The following is a 20,730-nucleotide window of genomic DNA, read 5'->3' on the forward strand; positions in this document are numbered from 1 at the left end:
TATACTGAATGTTAATGTACTGTAAAGATTAAATTAAAAAACTTCTAATAAACTATTTATTTCTATAGATTTTTTCTATAGTTAAAATAAAAAAGGCGGCAATTCATAATGAATCTCTTAAAATTAGAAATTGTAGTACTTATTAAGAAATACAAAAAGCTTACAATCGTTGCAGAAAAACTTGGCGTTAAACAACCAACTATTACATTTCATATAAAAAGCTTAGAAGAAGAACTCGGTGTATCTCTATTCGAATTACGTTCTGGAAGGTATTTCTTAACAGAGGCTGGTGAGGCTTTGCACCATTATGCTTGTAAAATAGATGCACTTATGAAAGAAGCCAGACGTGTCACGCAAGAGTTTAAAGATTTTCATAAAGGTGCTATAACAATCGGCGCTAGTTATGTACCAGCGACTTATCTTTTGCCAGAAGTCGTTCATCAATTTCAATGTGAATTTCCCAATATAAAAATAACGCTACTAGTGAAAACAGCCCCTGAAATTCGAATGATGCTACAAAATCACGAAATCGATCTTGGGATAATTTCCGCTGCTCCATTTGATGAACCACTTTTAAAACAAACGAATATAATGCCCGATACACTTGTTCTTGCCTTTTCCAAAGAACATCATTTTTCAAAGAAAGACAATGTATCGTTACAAAATATCGAAAAGGAACGCATACTATTGCATCGTAATCCATCTACAACGAGAGATTTACTTACACAATGGACGTTGGCGCACAACATTACATTCCAATCTGAAATTGAATTAGACTCATTAGAAACGATGAAACAAATTTTAAAATATGGTAATGGAATTGCCTTTATTTCTAAACTTGCTATCGAACAAGAAATACAACGAAATGAGCTATGCTATATACCAATCCCTGAATTTGAATTTCAGCGTAACATTTATACGATTCATCATGAGGACAGATGGAATTCTAAAATCATTTCTTTTTTACTACATAGCATCACTTCATTTGCAACAAAAAATTAAAAGGCTGTCGTTATGCACGACAGCCTTTCAAACTATAAATCTATTTATTTTTCTTTGCCTCAATTTTTGCTTGCGCCTCTTCAGCCTTATCTAATGCTTCTGATACTTTCTTCTCTTTTTCTTTCACTTCATCTATACTATCGACAGCTTTAATAATTTTATCGATTCCTTCTTCTTCTACCTTTCTACGCTTTGCCACTCTTTCATTTACTTTCTCTTCCACATCTTTTGCTTTTTGAAGCATATTCTCTGCATTTGATGTTACAGCTTTTTCAAGTTCAGCATCTTTTTTCTTTTGTAACACTTCATTTGCAATGTCTTTCGCTTCTAAATACTTACCATCTTTTAATGCTGTTGCTCCGTGATCCATTTTCTCAGCAACTTCTTTATATGATTTCGCTTCATTTCCTGATTTCTCTTTTTCTGCTTTTTCGAACCACATTGTTGCATCACTATACTTTTCATCTTTCAATGATTGCATACCTGTTTCAATATATGTGTCATAATTGCTACATCCAGCCATTACGACTAATAGAAAAAGCATAACAAAACTTAATTTTTTCATGCTGTTGTCTCCTTTTCTTTGCAAGCTCACTTTACTTTAACATACATGAAAAAGAGTTTCAAAAACTAAAATACTAATTTAGTCATTTTTATAATGATAAGTCAAATTTTTATTATTTTCTTATTTTTAAGCGGACACATCTACTTGTTTTTTCGCCATATGTTGCTTTACTCCAACTAATACAACTAACAATAACCCTCCGCCTATTGTCATCATAACAATGCTAGTTGGCAACATATCTAATAGTAGTCCATATACAATCATACCAAGTGGTGCGATTGCAGTCGCAATTGTTTCAAGTAGGCCAAACACACGCCCTAGGTAGCTCGGATCTGTCGTTTTTTGCATATGTACTTGCATTGGAATGTTTACAATCATAATTGCTATACCAGTTAACATCATAAAAGCAATATAGTAAATAAAACTTGCTACTTTTGGAATGATAACTAACAACGGAAAGACTGTACATAAACTTAAACCTGCAAACAAAAACAGTCCAGTATAAATAGAACGAAACGGATTATTCACTTCTTTACGCACTGATAAAGCAATCGCTCCCATTAGCATCCCGACTGCTAACATTCCCTCTACAGTACCGAGTTGCTTTGAAGATAAATGCAATGTATGGACGATAATGTACGGAAGTGCAACTGTTAGACCACACGCAAAAAAGTTTACCCACAATGCTATTTTCATTAAACCATATATTTCACGTTGTCTTTTTACATATAAAAAACCTTCTTTTATACTCATCAAGAAATGCTCTGTACTTTCAGCCACTTCTTTTTTATATAAATCAAATACGATAAATAATTGCAAAATAACCGCTAAAAAGAACGTAATGCTATTTAATAGGAAAAACGATTTAATTGAAAAGAAACCATATACAACTCCGCCAATAATCGGTCCTAAAATATTTGATAAAGAAGCTGCCGTTTGATTTAAAGCACTCGCTTTTTGAATACGTCCTTCATCTACTAAACTCGGAATAGACGAAGTTAATGCAACAGAATAAAAACTTGCACAAATTGATAATAATGCTGCTGAAATATAAATAAAAAGAAGTGATGGCCCAAATATAGTAGCAAGAATAAACATACTAAGCATCGTTAAACTACTTAATAAATCAGTACCAATGACAAGCCATTTTCGATTCACACGGTCTGCTACAGCACCAGCAATTGGGCCACAGATCATCCTTGGAAGTGATCCGCAAACGAGCGTAATTGCAAACCCCATCCCTGAACCAGTAGTCTTTAATACATATAACCCCATTGCGAACGTATAAATACCTGCGCCTAATAAAGACGTCATTTTTCCAATCATCATTAAAATGATATTTCTAGTTGCAATCTTCATTCTTGAATCATGTTGTCCTATACTTATATCTCCCATTTTTGACTCTCTCCCCTTAAAAGTTAAATTGTGTTAAACTTATTATATGATCAACTTTCCAATTTTCACAATAAAAAGTTAAATACAATTAAACTTTTTGAATATAAAGGAGCAATAATATGGCAACTCTCGGTGAAAAAATTAAAGCATTACGAAAAGAAAAAAAGCTTACGCAAACAGCACTGGCAGGTTCGGAACTGACAAAAAGTATGCTTAGTCAAATTGAAAATGGAAAAGCTACACCTTCTATGAAAACATTACAATATATTGCGGAAAAACTTGAATGTGAAACTAGCTTTTTATTAGAAGAAGATGAAGAAGAAATTGTGGAACTCATTCAAAAAATGGAGCCATTAATAAAATCAAATAAATGCGATGAAGTATACAAGACTTTACTACCTATCGTTCAAAAAGAACTACCCCTTACTTTAAACACAGCACGTTTATATAAACAGTTCATAACTGGAGCGGCCATTATGAACGATTATAATATTGAATATTACGTTGAAACAGCTGTTTCTATATTTGAAAAATATACTTTGTATCGTGAAAGTACTGAAACGAAACTACTGTTTTACTATATACTCTACAAACGGAAAAAATATAAAGAATGTTTACAGTTGATTACCAAAATTCGCGATGAATATAAAACGAAGAATTTAGAAATGGATCTTATTACACATATACAATTATATTTAAAAGAAGCAATTATTTTACTCGCATATGGTAATTATGAAAAATGTGAAAAAATCATTTTAGATGCACTTGCATTTTCAAAAAAACATCAAGTGTATTATAAAACAGATGAATTTTACCGTATTTTATCTTATCAAAAAATCATTACAACCGATAAAGAACGATATTTATATTACATAAAAAAATCGGAGCAATTTGCCATTTTTACAGAAGATACTTTATCCGCTGCAAATATAGATATATTAAAAGCTTATTACTACAATACCGTTACAAACGAATATACAATTGCATTAGAACATTTAGAACAATTCCGAGAAAAACTAAAAGATGTACCGATTTTTCAAGAAGATGGATTGTATTATCTTGAAAAAGGAAAATCTCTGTATGGTTTAAAACGTTACGAGGAAGCTTTGGAAACATTAAAACGTGCTAATATTCCAGATTATATGAGTCATCCACTTGATCAGTCATGGTTATTAACAGCTGGCTCATATCGTGCCCTGTGTCATATAGAACTTCAAGATAAACCAGCTGCTCTGAAAGAAGCAAAAGAAGCAGTTCAAACGATAGATGGTTATCCTGATTCCATCTTTTCTTCATTTATTAAAGAAACATTACAAATAATACAAAAACTTTAAGAATGTCTCTAAATGGTATATTATTCCTCTTTTTTAGCAAAGATAATAATGATGGGAGGAATATAAATGAATATACAACGTGCAATAGAGCTTTCTGTGTCAGCGGAACAAGCCAATGTCAGTTTTCAAGGCATGCCTGTTATGATTCAACACGTCGATGAAAGCAATGAAACCGCCCGCATATATGAAGTAAAAAACCCAGAACGCGAATTAACTGTTCCAGTTAATAGCTTAGAGGAAATATAAGAAATGCCACTTCTCTTTTGAAGTGGCATTTTTCTTATGAATCAAAAATACAACTATTATTTCTTCTAATTTTTTAAGCTTATAATAAGAAAATGTAAAATTTATACTCTAAACCTATATTTTGTGATAATGTTTGACTTGGAAATAACTAAATCTTTATAGATGAATAATATAAAGTTTTTTCCTATTTCCCACTCTATTCATAAAGGAGGAATTGTATGAGCCTTTCTATATACGAAGGTTTAGGTATTATTTTTTTCGTAATCATTATGACTTACGCCCTTGCACACAAATATTTATGGTCAAAAAAATTACTTATTATTCTATTTCTCATTTGTAATGCTATTTATCTTATTTGGCGAACTTTTTATTCGTTACCAACTATTAATCTCATAAGTATTATCGCTGGTATTATATTGTTAATTACAGAATGGGCTGGTTACTTACAATCTATCGTTTTCAGCATTGTTTCATGGAAGCCATATAAACGGAAAGAAGTACCATTATCCACTTTCGAAAAACTACCTACTGTCGACATATTTATTGCAACTTACAATGAACCGATCGATTTGTTAAAACGTACTATAGCTGGTTGTACGTTGATTACTTATCCGAAAGAGTTACTAAACATTTATATTTGTGACGACGGGCGCCGTGAAAGTGTAAAGCAACTTGCGGCAGAGTTTTCTGTTCATCACATAACTCGCACCGAAAATAAGCATGCAAAAGCTGGAAATTTAAATCATGCGATGCTTCATTCAAAAGGTGATATTATCGTAACAATGGATGCTGATATGATACCACGAGCTAACTTTTTAGAGCGAACGATTGGTTATTTTTCTAAAAATAATATTGTATTCGTTCAAGCACCACAAGTTTTTTACAATGCTGATCCTTTCCAATATAATTTGTTTTTTGAAGATAACATCGCCAATGAACAAGATTTCTTTATGCGCCAGTTAGAAGAAGGAAAAGATCGCTTTAATGCTACGATGTATGTTGGTAGTAACGCTCTATTTCGCCGCACCGCTCTTGAAGAAATTGGAGGATTTGCGACTGGAGTTATTACTGAGGATATGGCAACTGGTATGCTACTACAAGCTAACAAATGGGAAACTATATTTGTCAATGAAACACTTGCTGTTGGATTATCCCCAGAAACATTTAGTGATTTATTAAAACAACGGGACCGCTGGTGTAGAGGGAATATTCAAGTCGTAAAAAAGTGGAATCCTTTCACTATAAAAGGATTATCTTTTATGCAGCGTCTTTTATATGCAGATGGAATTCATTATTGGTTTTTCGGTGTTTATAAAATGATATTTTTACTAGCACCGCTATTGTTTTTAATATTTGATATTTATAGTTTAGAAATTAATTTTATGCACTTATTTATGTTCTGGGCACCTGCTTTTTTAACATCACAGCTTATTTTCAAAGCTGTTTCTAATAAAAAACGAACAACTACGTGGAGTCATGTGTACGAAGTTGCTATGGCTCCTTATATGGGATTTGCTATTTTATCAGAAACTTTCTTACGTAAAAAATTTCAATTTCATGTGACAAGAAAGGGAGTTCAAAATAATACAAGGCATTTTTTATGGATTGCAAGCGTCCCTCACCTCGTATTACTCATTTTAACAATTATTGCACTGATTCGGGCAACACTTATGCTCTTATATCCTGAGCAATATCATATTGAAAGAGAGAGCTTATATATTAATATTTTCTGGGTACTATACAACGGGATAGCTATTGTCACTTCACTATTTGTAGCATTTGAAAGACCGCGTTTTCGAAATTCAGAACGTTTCGTAGTAAATTTACCAGGTACTTTATATGCCGAAGATATGATCATTTCTTGCCATGTCCTTGATATTAGTGAAACGGGGGCACGTTTTGAATTAGATCCCTCCATTCCATTTGAAACTTTATCAAGTCTATCTTCCTATACGCTATCTTTTGGCGAGGTAGAAAAGATTCATAGTACAAAAAAATGGATTCGGAGACAAGAAAATTCTGTACAAGTTGGTGTATCATTTGATGATGTATCCCATGAGCAATATTGTAAACTCATTCTTCATCTATTTAGTAAACCGGTTAATGACCGGGTGGAAAAGGTGTACGATAAAGCATTTCTTACACTAGCAATTGCATCTTTCATAAAAAATACCAAAAAAGCACCAAGACAATTTCGCAGGCAACATATACGTGAGCAACTGATGTCTTCTGGAACATTGCATATGAATGGGATGCCGATTGAAGCGACCATTGTCGACTATAGTACAGGTGGGTGCCAAGTACAAACGAACATCCCTCTTGTGATTGACCAAATTATACAAGTAACAATGGAAGAACGTAATATTCAAAAGAGAAATGCACAAGTATGTTGGATTCAAAAAAAGGGTCGTAAAATATATGCTGGATTAAAATTCACAGCGTAAAAAAAGAAAAGAAGCGTACTGCTTCTTTTCTTTTTTACATGCTAAAATACTTATTAAAGGGGGAATTTATATGGAAAATGCTTCACAAAAGGCGAATCATTATTATGCGGTGATATTCACTTCTAATTTATCAAATGATACAACAGACTATAATACCGTTGCCGGAAAAATGGAGGAACTTGCAAAGCAACAACCTGGATTTTTAAGTGTAGAAAGTGCACGAGGTAATTCTGGACTCGGAATAACAATTTCTTATTGGGAATCACTTGATGCGATTGAAAATTGGAAAAAGAACGCCTTACATAAAGAAGCGAAAAAAAGAGGTCGTGAGCAATGGTATGAAAACTTCCACCTGCGTATCTGCCTTGTTGAGAAAGAATTTAAGTTTCAAAGAGGCACAATATAACTATGAAGAAAAAAGTAGCTCTCGTTATTGTTCATGAAATATATGGTGTGAACGACCATATGCATCACGTTACCAACCACTTTACTTCATCTCATATAGACGTATTCTGTCCTAACCTTCTACAATCGCAACATGCATTTCATTATAGTGATGAAGAAAAAGCATATGAACATTTTGTAAATCATATTGGATTTGATTATGGAAAAAAGCAAATTGAAGAATTCATTTCTCATCTTTCTAGTAGTTATACACATATTGGACTTATCGGCTTTAGTGTTGGAGCTACCATCTCATGGCTATGTAGTAACAATCCGGAAATAGATTTTATTATCGGATGTTACGGTTCTCGTATACGCGACTATGTTCACATAAAGCCTACATGCGCTACACTACTTATATTTCCTGAAAAAGAAGCTAGTTTTTCAGTATCCTCTTTAATTCAAACATTGCAGCAACAAAATAATCCTTTATTAGAAATAAAACAACTACACGGTGAACATGGATTTCTAAATCCGTACACTAAAAAATATAACGGGCACTCTACAAAGCAAGCATACCATTTAATAGATTCATTTCTTGTAAAGTGAAACTTCAATCAGTTGGGGGTGTTCATCCCCCACCTAATCTCTTTTCTTACGTTGAGTTTTAAGATGTGGGTCTTACTGCCCATGCGTGATAAAAACAATCTTATAAAGGAGACTCAAAATGACGCTGACATTACTCTTACTTGTTTTCATACTCATTGCCTTTATCTCAGCGCTAACTATCATTTTTAAAACCGTAAAAAAAGGATATTTTTCAACCGCCCCTACTTACAATCTATTATCATTTGCATTTTATTTTTTACAAATTGGATTTTATATGTAACAACTTTTTATTCGTTACTCCCCGAGAAAGTTAGCGAGTTCATATTCCTGCCCATTTGGTTTTTCCTTTGTATTTTAGGATTTATCGCTTTTTGGCACGAATGGAGAAATAATCGTGTGTTCTCGATATGTATTGGTTTTCTTTCCTTTATTAGTTTTATATTTGGGCTGTTGTTGTTAGTTCTTTCGGGGATGTAATAGAAGAAGGAAGAAAAGCCAACTTTCAACTTTTCTTCCTTCTATGTTTACCTTTAGCTTTCACTGTCACTGATTCACAAGGTGTATAATATATTTGAGGCGTCGCCTTATCAACAAACATCATAAATGTAATAAAACCGAGAATAAAGAAAATAAACAACGTTAACAAAATTGCTCCTATCGTTAAAAGTATCATAACACCACCCCTATATTTTTCATGTTATTACACTTTTCGCTATTATATGAGCGTAATCCTTTTTAGAAAAAGAAACGTAACAAAATAATCACAACCACTCCCGTTAATACTGTACCTAATAAACTACGAGTATATATTGCTACAAGAAATGTTGGAATTGCTGCAATAAGATAATCCCACTGCATCGTCTCATGCATAAATAAAACTTGTGCTAAAAGCGCTGCTAATATCGCAATTGGTATGTAATTTAACCATTTTAAACCCCAGTCAGGAATTTGTAGTTTGCTAAATACGAGTAGAGGTAAAATACGTGGCACGAGTGTAACAGCTCCTGCTGCTAGTAAAAGTAATAATACATCTAATCTCATTTCCATTTTTCAATCACCACTCCAATCGTCGCAGCTAGTAATGTTGCAATAATAACCGCTATACTATCTGGCATAAATAGGTGTGAAACGTATGCGATAATAATCGATACAATTGCAACACTTAAATGAATTACTAGTGTTGGTTTACTACTTATGAGCTGAAGAACAAATAATCCGATAAACATCGCTGGTAATGCATAATCCATCCCGTATGTATGTGGATCTGGTATCCACTCACCAAACAGCCCACCAATAATAGTAGCAAGAATCCAATTTAAATACGCTGTTACGTTAAGCCCAATCATCCACCTTTCACCTAAATATCCTTTTTGCGCTGCATGCTGCACTGCAACGCCGAAAGTTTCATCTGTAATTTGAGAACCGATGATTACGTTTTTAAATAGAGGAATTTTCGTAAAGTACGGTGCAAGCGCTGCGCTCATTAATAAATGGCGTAAATTAACAAAAAATACAGTGAAAATAATTGCGGAAGCAGGAGCACCGGCTGCATACATACCAGCTAATATAAATTGGGCAGAACCTGCATAAATTAAAGTGGACATAAATGCAATTTCAATGATAGAAAAACCTGCTGTTTTTGCAATTACACCAGCTGCTATACCGATGCTCAAATAACCAAATACAGTTGGTAAACAATCTTTTACTCCTTGCTGAAATGTATCATCGCTCTGCAAAGCTACATGTGCCTCAGCTTTACTCATCCTTATCATCCTCCATTCCTTCTAAAGTTCGTTTTCCTGTTACGACATGAACTAAATCTATATTTTCACGCCATAACGTATCTAACTTATCAGCTCCAAATTCCTTTGTGATTTCTTCAACCATAATATCGTGCCGCACATACTCTGTCGCAACGAGAACTAGCGCTGGGTCATACGTTGTAACGGCCCATGAAGTGCTATCATTTGAGAAGTTCGCAATTAATACTTCCTCTCCATCACGAGCAATAACAGTTAAATGACCACCCATTCTCTTTTCAACAACGTGGGGCGTCATATAATTATGATGAAACGTCGCTCCTATTTTTGTTTCTGGAGCTCCAAATAAGATTGAAAATATATGTACGCCTTCCTCTTTCTTTTGATGAATGTATGGCTCAATTTCATGCACTTGATCTTCCCATACAGAAATCCATAATTCTTCCTTTGCCCTATTAATTATATTGCATATTTCTTTTAAAACACGATCATTTGAGCGAATATGCGAAATTACATCTATTTGTCGCTCTTGTTCTAAACAATTTAGTTTCTCATCTAAAAATTCAAAGGATTTTTCAAAGTCTTTTCGCATTCGATTCATTAATTCGGTAGCTGGTACTGGTACATATTTAACTGGTTCAGAAGGTACAATATGCACCGCTCCTTTATCCATTAACTTACCGAGTACCTCGTAAATCATAGAACGAGGTACTCCTGTTTGTTTACTCACTTCATAGCCTGTTACTGGGGAGTGTTTTAACAATCCAATATACGCTTTACATTCATACTGGGAAAATCCTAACTTTTGTAATTCCTTTATAATTTCATCCATCGGTAACCCCTCACAATCTAAATCGCCCTTACTTCAAAACGACGATTTTGCTTCCCTTTACTTTTTACTTTATCAATAACAAGTGTTCCTATTTCACTCGTATTTTTCACATGTGTGCCTCCACAAGCTTGTTCGTCTAAATTTTCAATTGTAACAATGCGGATTTCTCGGATAGTAGTTGGCAGGAGATTTATTGCTGTTTTAATCATTCCTACAGCATTTTCTGCTTCTTCGCGGCTCATATAGCGAGTGGAAATTTCTTTATTTTGCTCAATAAGTTTATTCACTTCCTCAACAATTTCTTCTACTTCCACGCTCGATAACTCTTGTAACTCATTAAAATCGATACGGGCTTTATCAGGATAAATTTGGTTTCCGGTGCATAGTGCTCCATACTTTTCATAAACAACAGCTCCGATAAGATGCAGTAAAGAGTGATGACGCATTAAATTATGACGTCTTTCCCAATTCATCTCTAATTTAACTGGACCTAATTTTACTTGAGCTTCATCTTTTATATAGTGAACTATTTCTCCCTGCTCCCTCTTTACTTTTTCAACTTCAAATACAGACCCATCTTGTACAATGACACCCGTATCACATTCCTGCCCTCCACCAGTTGGATAAAAAACTGTTTCTTTTACAAATACTTTATTCCCTTCTACTTTTATCACTTCTGTTTCGCAACTCGTTTTGTATGCATCTTCTAAATATAATGCCGTTGTCATACTCTCACCTCTTTAGTAGTTATAGTTATACCTACTAATATAAAAAATAACATTCATACAGTCAACTTATATTTCAGAATTTTTAATTTTAAATAAAAAAAGCCTTTTATAATAAGGCTTTTTTCTACATACTATTATTTATTTTAACTGTAAAGTATTTAATATGTTCCCCGCCAAATGCTCCCGTAAAGTACAACCTGTATACTCTTCCCTAAATACACCCGCCTTCACAAATAAAGGAATGACTTCACTAAAGAATAGATCTAGTGACTTTGGAGGTCCTCCTGGAATGGCAATAAATCCATCTAACGCCCCTGCCTCAAACCTATCCATAATTTGCTTCGCAACGTCTTTTGGTGTACCAACCGCAACCCAATGAGCCGATCCAACAACTTCTGGTCGTTCTAGTATTTGTTCAACTGTTGGTTCATTTTTAATAATGAAGTTCCGTAATAACTCGGCATGAGTTTTACTACGTACAGTTTGATCCCGACTTGGCAGCATCTCTTCCGTAATTTTACTTTCTAGCGGAATCCCTCTCGCATCTAATCCGAGAACCATTTCAAGTAACGTATATCTCTTCTCTTTTGTGAGATGTTGATGAGCTTGCCTATGCATTTCTAACGCTTCTTCATATGTATCACCTATAAAGAAATATAATCCAGGTAATACACGTATAGCATCTTGCTTGCGGCCATGCTGTTCTGCTCTTCTTCTTAAATCTTGACGAAGTTCAATTCCTGACTCTATATCAGGCGTTGCGGCAAAAATTGCATCAGCAACAGAAGCAGCAAAATTCCGACCAGACTCTGAAGCACCGGCTTGAAATAATGGCATTTCTCCTGATATATGCTGTGGGATATTCAGTGGACCTTTTACCTTAAAGTACTCACCATTATGCTCAATAGGCTTTACCATCTCTCTAATAACATCAGGATTATCTACTTTCAATACTTCATTAGGGTGACTCCTCCAAAGTTTTCTTACTAACTCTGTACATTCTGCCGCTTTCGCGTATCGTTCCTCAGATGATGGCATCCCTTCCTCACCAAAGTTTTCAGCACCGTCAATGGATGTAACAATATTCCACCCTACTCGGCCGTTACTAATCCAGTGTAACGATTGTAATTGCCTTGCTAATATATATGGTGGATAAAACGAAGTTGAAGCAGTTGTAACGACTCCAATTTTTTCTGTCGCATAAGCAATAGCAGTAAACAGTAACGGCGGGTCTAAAATGACACTCCCTTTATTACGAGCAATTAAATCTGGGTGCGCCACTAAATAATCGGCTTTAAAAACAAAATCTAACTTAGCCTTTTCTGCCTGTAGTGCCAACTCTACTTGTTCATCAATTCCGGAATTAAACTCATTCCCATCTTCTTTCTTTCTAGAAATTAAACATAATCCAATGCAAAGTTGATTCTTTGTAGACATATATACACCATCCCCTTGTTTTTAATTCACTTAGTTAAACAAATGTTGCTGTCATTATGAAATTCTATTCTTATGAAAATGGATAAATGATATTGATAATCATTATCATTTTATGATGTAACTGTAATAAAAGCAATAACAAAAAAGACTCCCACTTTTGGAAGTCCTTTATCTCAATATTTCATTCGCTTCTTTTTCATAAATTTTATCAAATGAAGTCATAACGCGCTGTGATGCTTGAATCATCTTTTGATCCGTCATAAGATCGGCCATCTCTTTCGTCATATCTACATTTGAATTTTCTAGCATATGATTTTTTACTATTCCTGTTCCGTTCGGTAAATTAGCAATGTTTCCTTCTGCTAGTGTAAAGCTTTTATTTTCACGTTGCACGAGACGTGCATTCGTTTCTGCATCTACTGTTTTTGTTTGCAAACGAGCAATATTATTTTGTGTTATTTCATCATATAATGTACCGTCTGCTTGTACAGCAACCTTTGCTCCTTCCGGAATACGAATACGCTCATTATTCTCTCCCATTACGAAAGCACCTGAAGATGTTTGTAAATAACGATCACTATTTAATGTGAAACTACCATCTCTCGTTAAAAACGTTTCATCATTTTTAGAAGTAACGAAAAATGATGTTGTGCCGGCTGCGCCGTCATCTAAAAAGAAATCTGTAGCGCTATTTGTCATTTGTATATTTCCTTGTACTAAATTCACATGTGTTGCAGCTGGTACTACAGCATAATCGACCGAACCGATATTTGTTACCACCCCATCTCCGCGGCGATATGTGTCTTGTACATCAAATACTTTAGACGTCATATTTTCTGCTTTAAATCCTGTCGTTTGAGCATTTGCAACGTTATTCGAATGAACATTAATTCGCTGCATGTAGTTCATCATACCCATAGAACCTATATAAAGACCGTTCATATTCGTTTGAATAAGGCAAGCGCCTTATTCTTCACCTCTTTTCTACGATGTTTGTAACATTTGTTTCGCTAAATGTTCAGCTGTAGCGATATGTATATTTTTCCTTATGTCTTGGCCGTCTGTCATTAATACAATAGGAGCTGATGATACTGCTGGAATTTTCAACAATTCACCACTACTTGCTGTTTCATCAAATTTTGTAAACACAATACCATCTATATGAATATCTTTAAAGTTTGTGATGATTTCAATCATATCTTTACTTTTCATCGAAGCTGATAACGTTAAACAAATATAATCTGGTTCTACTTGTCCCATCGTTTCAATCATTTCTTCTACTGTTTCTGACGTACGATAATTTTTTCCGGCTGTATCAATTAAAATATAATCGACGCGCGCTTCTTCTTTAAAATACGTAAGCGCTCTTGTCATTGCAGCTTCATCACGCACAGCAATTACTTCCGATCCAATTGTCTTTACGTTATCTTGCAATTGCTGCACTGTCCCTATGCGCGAATGATCTGTCGTTATAAAACCAACTGTTTTGTTCTTACCGTGAAATTGCCATGCCATTTTCGCAAGCGTCGTCGTTTTACCAACACCAGTTGGACCGATTAATGCAATTGTTTGTACTTCTTTTTCAAAGACGTTTTCCGTATTGAAATGAGATTTCATATCTTCCAATATGTACCTAATAACTTCTTCTTCCGTAATCATCGTTGCATTTTCAAACTTTATTTTTAACTTTTCAGCATATGCATAAATGAAATATTGTTCTACATCGTTTTGTTCTAGCATCCGAATTACTTTTTGAATAATAAACGGTACAGATTCTTGATTTTCTTTCTTTGGAACTACTTCTTCTTTCTTTACCGGAACGACTTGTTTCACAACTTTTTTCTTTTTCGGTACTTCCGTTTCTTTCGTCTGTTTCACCACGACAATCCCTTTTTCAAACAGCTTTAATAGTTTTTCTTTTTTTCTTGCCCATTCTTCACTATTTCCTGTTTGCATTGCCGCGTATGACATAGAAGTCGTTACGTTTTCTAAATTGTGCAGTACTGATTGAATTCCATTCGCCTTCACAATTTGTTCTGAAGGATCATTCACGACATCCATTAACTGTTCATGAAATTGTGCTGTACCTTCATTCACTTCTTCCTGTTTTTCTTCTGGAAAAGCAACTAACATTTCATAATCCTTTTTCCAGAAAAACGGTATATTTCGTTTTACACTTTCATCGACAACGTAATAATAATCTGTACCATATTGGTCAAATAACTTTCGATACAATTCATTTTTCGAAGCTGCTTTTATTCGCATTAACGCTTCTTTCTTTTCTGTACTTTCCATTACTTCACCCCCTACTATTCAATATAGGCAATTTGATCCACAACAATTTCTGGTGCTAATTCGCTAATACAAAGTACTTGTGCTTCCACTTGATAACGTTCTAGCAGTCTTACAATCGCAAATCTAAAATCTTTTCTACGTGTTAATAACACTGGTTCTCTTCCCATTAAACGTGCTTGCTTAAAGACGCGTTGCACTTGCTCAACGACACGTGTTTCTAAATCTAAATCCCAGTTTAATAAGTAACCTTGATATGAATTATTCACAACATCCGCATCTAACTCAATTGAATCAGAGAAGAGCGCTGCATATATTTTTCCGTCCGGATTTTTCGCATTTTCACAAATAACTTTTGAAATACATTCACGAACAAATGATGTCACACCGTCAACGTGGTTTTGATACACTTCTTTTCCGTCAATAATACCTTCAATAATTGTTGGTAAATCACGAATAGAAATACCTTCTTTTAGAAGTTGTTTAATAACATTTTGAACGAGTGATAAATCAATTTCTTTCTTCTTAATCTCTTCTAATAGAACGCCATTATCATTTTCAAGCGAGTTAATTAAGTCTTTTACATGTTGACGCTGAATTAATTCATGAAGATTACGTCTAACGATAACATCTAAATGTGTAATTAATATGCTAAGTGGCTCTAACACTTGATAGCCTTTCATTTGTGCATCTTGCACCATATGCTCTAAAATCCAATATCCATCTTCACCGAAAATTGGATCTTTCGCTGGCTCTGCATCTAAATCAGCCATTACGTTCGGTGTTTTCAATGCTAATAAATAACCTGATTTTAAAACACCTTCAGCCGCCTTCGCACCTTTAATACGAATAATGTAACGACCACGTGGTCTAAAACTCGTATTATCTTTAAAGTTAATTCCAGGAACGTTAATACCAAGGTCAGTAATAATCGACTTCCGCATAAGAACAACTTTATCACGAGCTGTTTCCCCGTTAATTTTCTGCTTTACAAGTGCTGCTAAATCTAAACCAAGCTCTACTATAATTGGATATTTATCCGTAAATACTCCGAATGAATCTTCCACTTGTTGTAATTGCTCATCTTCGCCTTGAATCATTTCTAATTCTTTTTGGAGCTCGTCTTCTTTTTCTTTCTTTATTCGATTTTTATTACGAATGCCTAAGAAGATAATCGTTCCACCAACGAGTGCGAATGGTAGAAACGGTAGCGGAGTAAAAATACCCATTGCGATAAATAAACCACCTAGTGCATATACAACGACTTCATGCGCTAATAACTCTTTAAAGATACCTTCTGTTACTGTATCCGGTGAGCCGTCAAATACACGCGTTACGATAATACCTGTTGAAATTGCAAGCATTAATGAACCGATTTGGTTTACGATTCCGTCACCGACAGTTAACTGTGTATAATGAAGAGCTGCATCTGCAAAGCTCATTCCTTGCTGCATCATTCCGACAATTAAACCGAAAATAATGTTTACGAATAAAATGACAATCCCGAAAATAACGTCCCCTTTAATGAACTTCCCGGCACCATCCATCGCTCCGTAAAACTCTGTTTCCATATTTAATTTTTTACGTTTTGCCTGTGCATCTTTTTCTGAAATAATACGCTGGTTTAAATCAGCATCGATAGACATTTGTTTCCCCGGTAAAGAATCAAGTGTAAAACGAGCTGCTACTTCAGCTGTACGAGATGCACCGTTTGCAACGATAAACTGGAATATGATTAATACTGTAAAAATAACGATACCAATTAATAAGTTTCCGCCAATTACGAACTGGCCGAACTCTTCAATAACATGACCGGCATTTCCGTCTGTCAAAATCGCTCGCGTCGTCGAAACGTTAATCGATACGCGGAAAATCCCGATTAATAACAACATCGTCGGAAATGACTTTAATTCATCCCACTCGTTAATACTTGTCGCTCGCATATAAATAAGTACTGACATACTTAGTAGAAAAACGATAATGATATCAAGTATAAATGGTGGAAGTGGAATTAAGAGCGCCACTACGAATGACGCTGCTAAAAAGATAGAAAAATAGGTTCTTGCAGAATCTATCTTAAACAAAGAGATCTCCTCCAAACGCGCTATTATACTTCAAGTTCATTCGTCTGAATTAAATAGCGCATAACTTCAATTACAGCTACGTATAAATCTTCTGGAATCGTCTCATCTTCCTCGACTTGATAATATAAAGAACGAGCAAGCGGACGGTTTTCCACCATTGGTATTTCTTGTTCACGGGCAAGCGTTCGTATATATAATGCGAGCTCATCTTCCCCTTTTGCAACGACAATTGGTGCTGCATCAACGTGTTTATTGTAACGAAGTACGACCGAAATATGAGTCGGGTTGTTTACAATAAACGTTGCGCCATCCATCTTCTTCGCGATTGTCCCTTGCAAGATTGCATGCATAAAGTTTTTTCGTTTCCCTTTTACTTGCGGGTCCCCTTCATTATCTTTATGCTCCCTTTTTACTTCTTCTTTTTTCATCTTAATATCTTGTTCGTACTCCCATTTTTGATAAATGAAATCAATAATAGAAAGAATGATTAAAATAATTAAAATGGCTAAAAAGATAAATTTAATTTGGCTAATAATTTCAGTAAGTGACGCTGTCCAGTTAAATCCAATCATACTAACAATCTTCTCTAAATTCTTTTTAAAGAGAACGTACGAAACGTAACCGATTAATCCCATATAAAACAGTGATTTCAAAATATCTACTAAACTTTTACGACTAAACAATCTCGTAAAATAGTTTTTCGGATTAATACGTGACGCTTTCGGTTTAATGACTTTAGAAGAAAATAGGAAGCCGACTTGAATCATATAATTGAATAAATGAAAAGCATATACGAGTATTAATATCGGAGCCGATACTTTCAGTAATAAAATCCCCATTAAATAAAAATACTCGGTTGAATCTGTATTTTTTCCAATTTGATCAAACAGCACCGCTACGGAATTTGCAATCTCATAACCTAGCCAATCTCCGAAGAAATAAACGACAACTGCTAATACGAGAATGGAAAATAAATTATTTAAATCTTTACTCCGGGCAATATTCCCTTCTTCACGCGATTTTTTACGCTTCTGCGGGGTGGCCTTTTCTGTTTTATTATCCTTTGCCATGCGCGTCCCCCTACTTCGTTAAGAAAAAGTTAAATAGTTTCGTATACTCTTCAAGTAATACATCCGTCATATTTTTAAACACATAACCGAGCATCGGTACACTCATCGCAATAAACAAAATACCGCACGTAATTTTAATTACGTATGCATTCATAAAAACGTTTAATTGCGGAGCATTTTTTGCAATTAAAATTAGAACAAAATTAATGATGAATAAACTTCCCATAAGCGGCAGAGCAATTTCAACCGCTGATGTGATCGCAAATAATAACGTTGCGAGTAGACTATCTAAAAAACTAGTCGTCAACAATTTTGAAATCGCCTCTGTATATTGAAACGACTTTAAAATAGTGGCAACGAAATAGTTAATGCCGCCCAGTGAAATAAAAATAATAAGAAAAAATATATCAAAAATTGTTGATAGCAAAGTGGACTGTGACCCTGCATTTACATCAAACAAACTTGCTTGTGATAAACCAATATCAAAGTCTAAAATATGCCCTGCCATTTTCGGAATGTTCCACAGCATCTCTACAATTTTTGAAAGTGATAAACCAATTACAATTTGCGTTGCTGCATAAGCTGCAACGTCCCAAACTGTCTTGATGTGAGAGACATCCACTTGATCGGCCACTGTAATTGAAAGAGCAAGTCCAACTGTAACCTTCGCCATTGCTGGAATGGATCGGCCTGAGAAAAACGGTAGAAAATATAAAAATGAAGTAATGCGACAAAACGCAAAAAACGTCGCCGCCCATAATTCCATATTCATTTCAGTTCACCTATCTTAGTACGAACGCAATAGCGATGGGATTTTATCAAATAAATCTAAAATAAGCATCGTTAACTCTTGGAACATCCACGGACCTAAAATGATAATAACGAGGACAATACTCGCCATTTTCGGTAAAAACGTCAGCGTTTGCTCTTGAATTTGCATCATTGCCATAATAACCGCGATAATAATAACGACAATCAGACTTACAACGGCAATCGGCATTAAAATCATAACCCCTTTATAAAAAAAGGTTTGGAAAATATCTATAATTGGTGACGTATTCATTTATATGACTCCTATCACATAGCATCAAGCGCTTCAGGCGACCGTCTTAAACATAATATCGACAATTTTTGTATATCCACCTAAATATACGAAAACGAGTATTTTAAACGGTAAACTTAAAATCATCGGCGGTACCATCATCATCCCGAGGTACATTAAAAGTGTACTAATAATCAAATCTATAAATACAAACGCTAAATAAATGAACATCCCTGTTAGTAAACCTTTTTGAATTTGCGTTAACGTAAAGGATGGTACAAGTGTAAATAAGGAAAGATCTTTCAAATCTTTCGGCAACTCTTCTCCGCGTACTTTCAGCATCATTTTCAAATCATGCTTATACGTATGCTTTGACATATATTCTTTCATAATAGGAGCTGTCGTTTCCGCAGCTTGACTTACTGTTATTTTCTCTTTCGTCATCGGATCCCACACATCGCTCTTCAGTTGCCCGAGTACAGGCTGCATCGTAAAGAGTGATAAAAATAATGCAAGTCCAACAAGCACTTGGTTTGGTGGTAAATTCATTACCCCAAGTCCTTGACGTGTAATCCCAAGAACGATCATAAAATAAGTAAAATGTGTAAATAATAGAACGATAGAAGAAGATAATGATAAAAGGGTAACGAGCGCAAATAGTTGTACACTTGAATTACTCGTAAACTCTTTTCCATTTTCGAAATTAATAAAACCGTTCGGGGCCGCATACGCTGGATTTACAAAAATAATTGAAAAAACGATAGAAAATACGAAAATAACGGCTAATAATGATAACTGTTTCTTTATTCTCATGATGGATCCTCTACTTTTTTCGTTTCAGTCTTCACCGCGTCTTCTAGTGCTTGTTGAAACTGATTTCCTGTTCCGGTTAATTGCACAGACTGTACACCGTTATTACTAATAACAGTGAACACTTGCTTTCCGTCCACTTCAAATAAAAAGGCACTCGTTTGATGATTTAAATACACGCCGTCTTTTACTTGAATATGGCCATTTTCACCCTGCTTAAAAAACTGCTGTTTGCGCGTCTTTTTTGTCATATAATATGCACCGTAACCGAGCGCACCAAACAGTAAAACGACTTGAAATAAGGTCGTCATATACGACATATGACTCCTCCTCTACTCTTTATCTTGCATTTGACTTTGCGCTTTCATAAGCGCCGCTTGTTTCTTGTCAGCTTCAATTTCAGAAATGATAATACCGAATTTCTCGTCCATTACGATTGCTTCACCGATGCCGACTTTCATATTACTTAAATACACATCTACTTTATGTCCTAAGTTTTTCTCTACTTCAAGAACATCGCCAACTTTTAACTGCTTTACATCACCAAGCGTAATAGATGACTTTCCAAGCTTTACACCAAGTTCAATCGAAATATCTGAAACAGTATCAATATGTGCTTTACCTGCTTCATTTCGCTTTCCTGCAAAATCTTCTAATCCCATTAATGACACGGGAGATACTTCATGCTTCATATGG

23 protein-coding genes and 1 pseudogene are annotated in these 20,730 nt (G+C 34.8%); 7 read left to right on the forward strand and 17 right to left on the reverse strand.

Annotated elements, in window-relative coordinates; translation table 11 throughout:
* The first annotated feature begins 108 nt into the window (after nt 1-108).
* A complete protein-coding gene (locus tag CQ064_RS00940; RefSeq protein ID WP_001050610.1) occupies nt 109-1,002 on the forward strand; it encodes a LysR family transcriptional regulator in 894 nt (297 codons plus the stop codon).
* A gap of 40 nt (nt 1,003-1,042) precedes the next feature.
* Here CQ064_RS00940 and CQ064_RS00945 read toward each other — a convergent pair whose 3' ends face one another.
* Together CQ064_RS00945 and CQ064_RS00950 are read right to left on the reverse strand one after the other, a co-directional pair.
* Nucleotides 1,043-1,567: a DUF4398 domain-containing protein gene (locus tag CQ064_RS00945; RefSeq protein WP_000736436.1), complete on the reverse strand. Its 525-nt coding sequence runs from the start codon at nt 1,565-1,567 to the stop codon at nt 1,043-1,045.
* Nucleotides 1,568-1,693: 126 nt separating this feature from the next.
* Complete coding sequence (locus CQ064_RS00950; protein ID WP_000502472.1) at nt 1,694-2,962, reverse strand: MFS transporter; 1,269 nt, start codon at nt 2,960-2,962, stop codon at nt 1,694-1,696.
* A gap of 119 nt (nt 2,963-3,081) precedes the next feature.
* On the opposite strand from CQ064_RS00950, the gene CQ064_RS00955 reads away from it, so the two are divergent.
* From CQ064_RS00955 to CQ064_RS00980, 6 genes and pseudogenes are all read left to right on the forward strand, one after another.
* The gene (locus CQ064_RS00955; RefSeq protein WP_000212344.1) at nt 3,082-4,296 is read left to right on the forward strand and encodes a helix-turn-helix domain-containing protein; all 1,215 of its coding nucleotides are present in this window, start codon (nt 3,082-3,084) and stop codon (nt 4,294-4,296) included.
* 66 nt (nt 4,297-4,362) lie between these two features.
* Entirely contained in the window at nt 4,363-4,542 is a 180-nt protein-coding gene (locus CQ064_RS00960; RefSeq protein WP_001025733.1) for an H-type small acid-soluble spore protein, read from the forward strand.
* 218 nt (nt 4,543-4,760) lie between these two features.
* Nucleotides 4,761-6,986, forward strand: a complete 2,226-nt coding sequence (locus CQ064_RS00965) for a glycosyltransferase (RefSeq protein WP_000059022.1) — start codon at nt 4,761-4,763, stop codon at nt 6,984-6,986.
* Between the two features lie 70 nt (nt 6,987-7,056).
* Nucleotides 7,057-7,392 carry an antibiotic biosynthesis monooxygenase family protein gene (locus tag CQ064_RS00970; RefSeq protein WP_000426496.1) on the forward strand — a complete coding sequence of 112 codons (336 nt, stop codon included), beginning with the start codon at nt 7,057-7,059 and terminating at the stop codon, nt 7,390-7,392.
* Between the two features lie 2 nt (nt 7,393-7,394).
* Nucleotides 7,395-7,979 carry a dienelactone hydrolase family protein gene (locus CQ064_RS00975; RefSeq protein ID WP_000730922.1) on the forward strand — a complete coding sequence of 195 codons (585 nt, stop codon included), beginning with the start codon at nt 7,395-7,397 and terminating at the stop codon, nt 7,977-7,979.
* Nucleotides 7,980-8,097: 118 nt separating this feature from the next.
* Nucleotides 8,098-8,456: pseudogene (locus CQ064_RS00980) on the forward strand (hypothetical protein).
* Nucleotides 8,457-8,481: 25 nt separating this feature from the next.
* Here the strand turns inward: CQ064_RS00980 and CQ064_RS00985 are convergent.
* From CQ064_RS00985 to fliN, 15 genes are all read right to left on the reverse strand, one after another.
* Nucleotides 8,482-8,652, reverse strand: a complete 171-nt coding sequence (locus tag CQ064_RS00985) for a DUF3951 domain-containing protein (protein ID WP_000602245.1) — start codon at nt 8,650-8,652, stop codon at nt 8,482-8,484.
* Nucleotides 8,653-8,714: 62 nt separating this feature from the next.
* Entirely contained in the window at nt 8,715-9,026 is a 312-nt protein-coding gene (locus CQ064_RS00990) for an AzlD domain-containing protein (RefSeq protein ID WP_000425944.1), read from the reverse strand.
* Nucleotides 9,017-9,742 carry an AzlC family ABC transporter permease gene (locus CQ064_RS00995; RefSeq protein WP_000029964.1) on the reverse strand — a complete coding sequence of 242 codons (726 nt, stop codon included), beginning with the start codon at nt 9,740-9,742 and terminating at the stop codon, nt 9,017-9,019. The genes CQ064_RS00990 and CQ064_RS00995 overlap by 10 nt, the downstream gene beginning before the upstream one ends.
* Nucleotides 9,735-10,571 (reverse strand): TrmB family transcriptional regulator, encoded by an 837-nt coding sequence (locus CQ064_RS01000; protein WP_000343355.1) that lies wholly within the window; start codon nt 10,569-10,571, stop codon nt 9,735-9,737. Before CQ064_RS01000 ends, CQ064_RS00995 begins: the two co-directional genes overlap by 8 nt.
* Nucleotides 10,572-10,588: 17 nt before the next feature.
* The gene (locus tag CQ064_RS01005; protein WP_000205392.1) at nt 10,589-11,299 is read right to left on the reverse strand and encodes an alanyl-tRNA editing protein; all 711 of its coding nucleotides are present in this window, start codon (nt 11,297-11,299) and stop codon (nt 10,589-10,591) included.
* A 138-nt stretch (nt 11,300-11,437) separates the two neighbouring features.
* Nucleotides 11,438-12,736, reverse strand: a complete 1,299-nt coding sequence (locus CQ064_RS01010) for an NtaA/DmoA family FMN-dependent monooxygenase (RefSeq protein WP_000105082.1) — start codon at nt 12,734-12,736, stop codon at nt 11,438-11,440.
* 168 nt (nt 12,737-12,904) lie between these two features.
* A complete protein-coding gene (locus CQ064_RS01015; RefSeq protein WP_001013959.1) occupies nt 12,905-13,678 on the reverse strand; it encodes a flagellar basal-body rod protein FlgG in 774 nt (257 codons plus the stop codon).
* 42 nt (nt 13,679-13,720) lie between these two features.
* Nucleotides 13,721-15,031 carry a flagellar biosynthesis GTPase FlhF gene (flhF, locus tag CQ064_RS01020; RefSeq protein WP_000446181.1) on the reverse strand — a complete coding sequence of 437 codons (1,311 nt, stop codon included), beginning with the start codon at nt 15,029-15,031 and terminating at the stop codon, nt 13,721-13,723.
* Between the two features lie 14 nt (nt 15,032-15,045).
* Nucleotides 15,046-17,112, reverse strand: a complete 2,067-nt coding sequence (gene flhA / locus CQ064_RS01025; protein ID WP_000472535.1) for a flagellar biosynthesis protein FlhA — start codon at nt 17,110-17,112, stop codon at nt 15,046-15,048.
* Nucleotides 17,113-17,135: 23 nt separating this feature from the next.
* Nucleotides 17,136-18,182, reverse strand: a complete 1,047-nt coding sequence (flhB, locus tag CQ064_RS01030; protein WP_001040120.1) for a flagellar type III secretion system protein FlhB — start codon at nt 18,180-18,182, stop codon at nt 17,136-17,138.
* 10 nt (nt 18,183-18,192) lie between these two features.
* Nucleotides 18,193-18,954, reverse strand: a complete 762-nt coding sequence (locus tag CQ064_RS01035) for a flagellar biosynthetic protein FliR (protein ID WP_001055717.1) — start codon at nt 18,952-18,954, stop codon at nt 18,193-18,195.
* 15 nt (nt 18,955-18,969) lie between these two features.
* On the reverse strand, nt 18,970-19,245 hold the full coding sequence (locus CQ064_RS01040) for a flagellar biosynthetic protein FliQ (RefSeq protein ID WP_001098080.1): 276 nt from the start codon (nt 19,243-19,245) through the stop codon (nt 18,970-18,972).
* 33 nt (nt 19,246-19,278) lie between these two features.
* Nucleotides 19,279-20,037 carry a flagellar type III secretion system pore protein FliP gene (locus CQ064_RS01045; RefSeq protein ID WP_001220582.1) on the reverse strand — a complete coding sequence of 253 codons (759 nt, stop codon included), beginning with the start codon at nt 20,035-20,037 and terminating at the stop codon, nt 19,279-19,281.
* A complete protein-coding gene (locus CQ064_RS01050) occupies nt 20,034-20,354 on the reverse strand; it encodes a hypothetical protein (protein WP_000121178.1) in 321 nt (106 codons plus the stop codon). Before CQ064_RS01050 ends, CQ064_RS01045 begins: the two co-directional genes overlap by 4 nt.
* 12 nt (nt 20,355-20,366) lie before the next feature.
* Nucleotides 20,367-20,726, reverse strand: coding sequence for a flagellar motor switch protein FliN (gene fliN / locus CQ064_RS01055; protein WP_000680010.1), 360 nt, complete (start codon nt 20,724-20,726; stop codon nt 20,367-20,369).
* Nucleotides 20,727-20,730 lie beyond the last annotated feature (4 nt).

The sequence above is a fragment of the Bacillus sp. MYb78 genome (genome assembly GCF_002975115.1).
Classification (GTDB): Bacteria; Bacillota; Bacilli; order Bacillales; family Bacillaceae_G; genus Bacillus_A; species Bacillus_A cereus.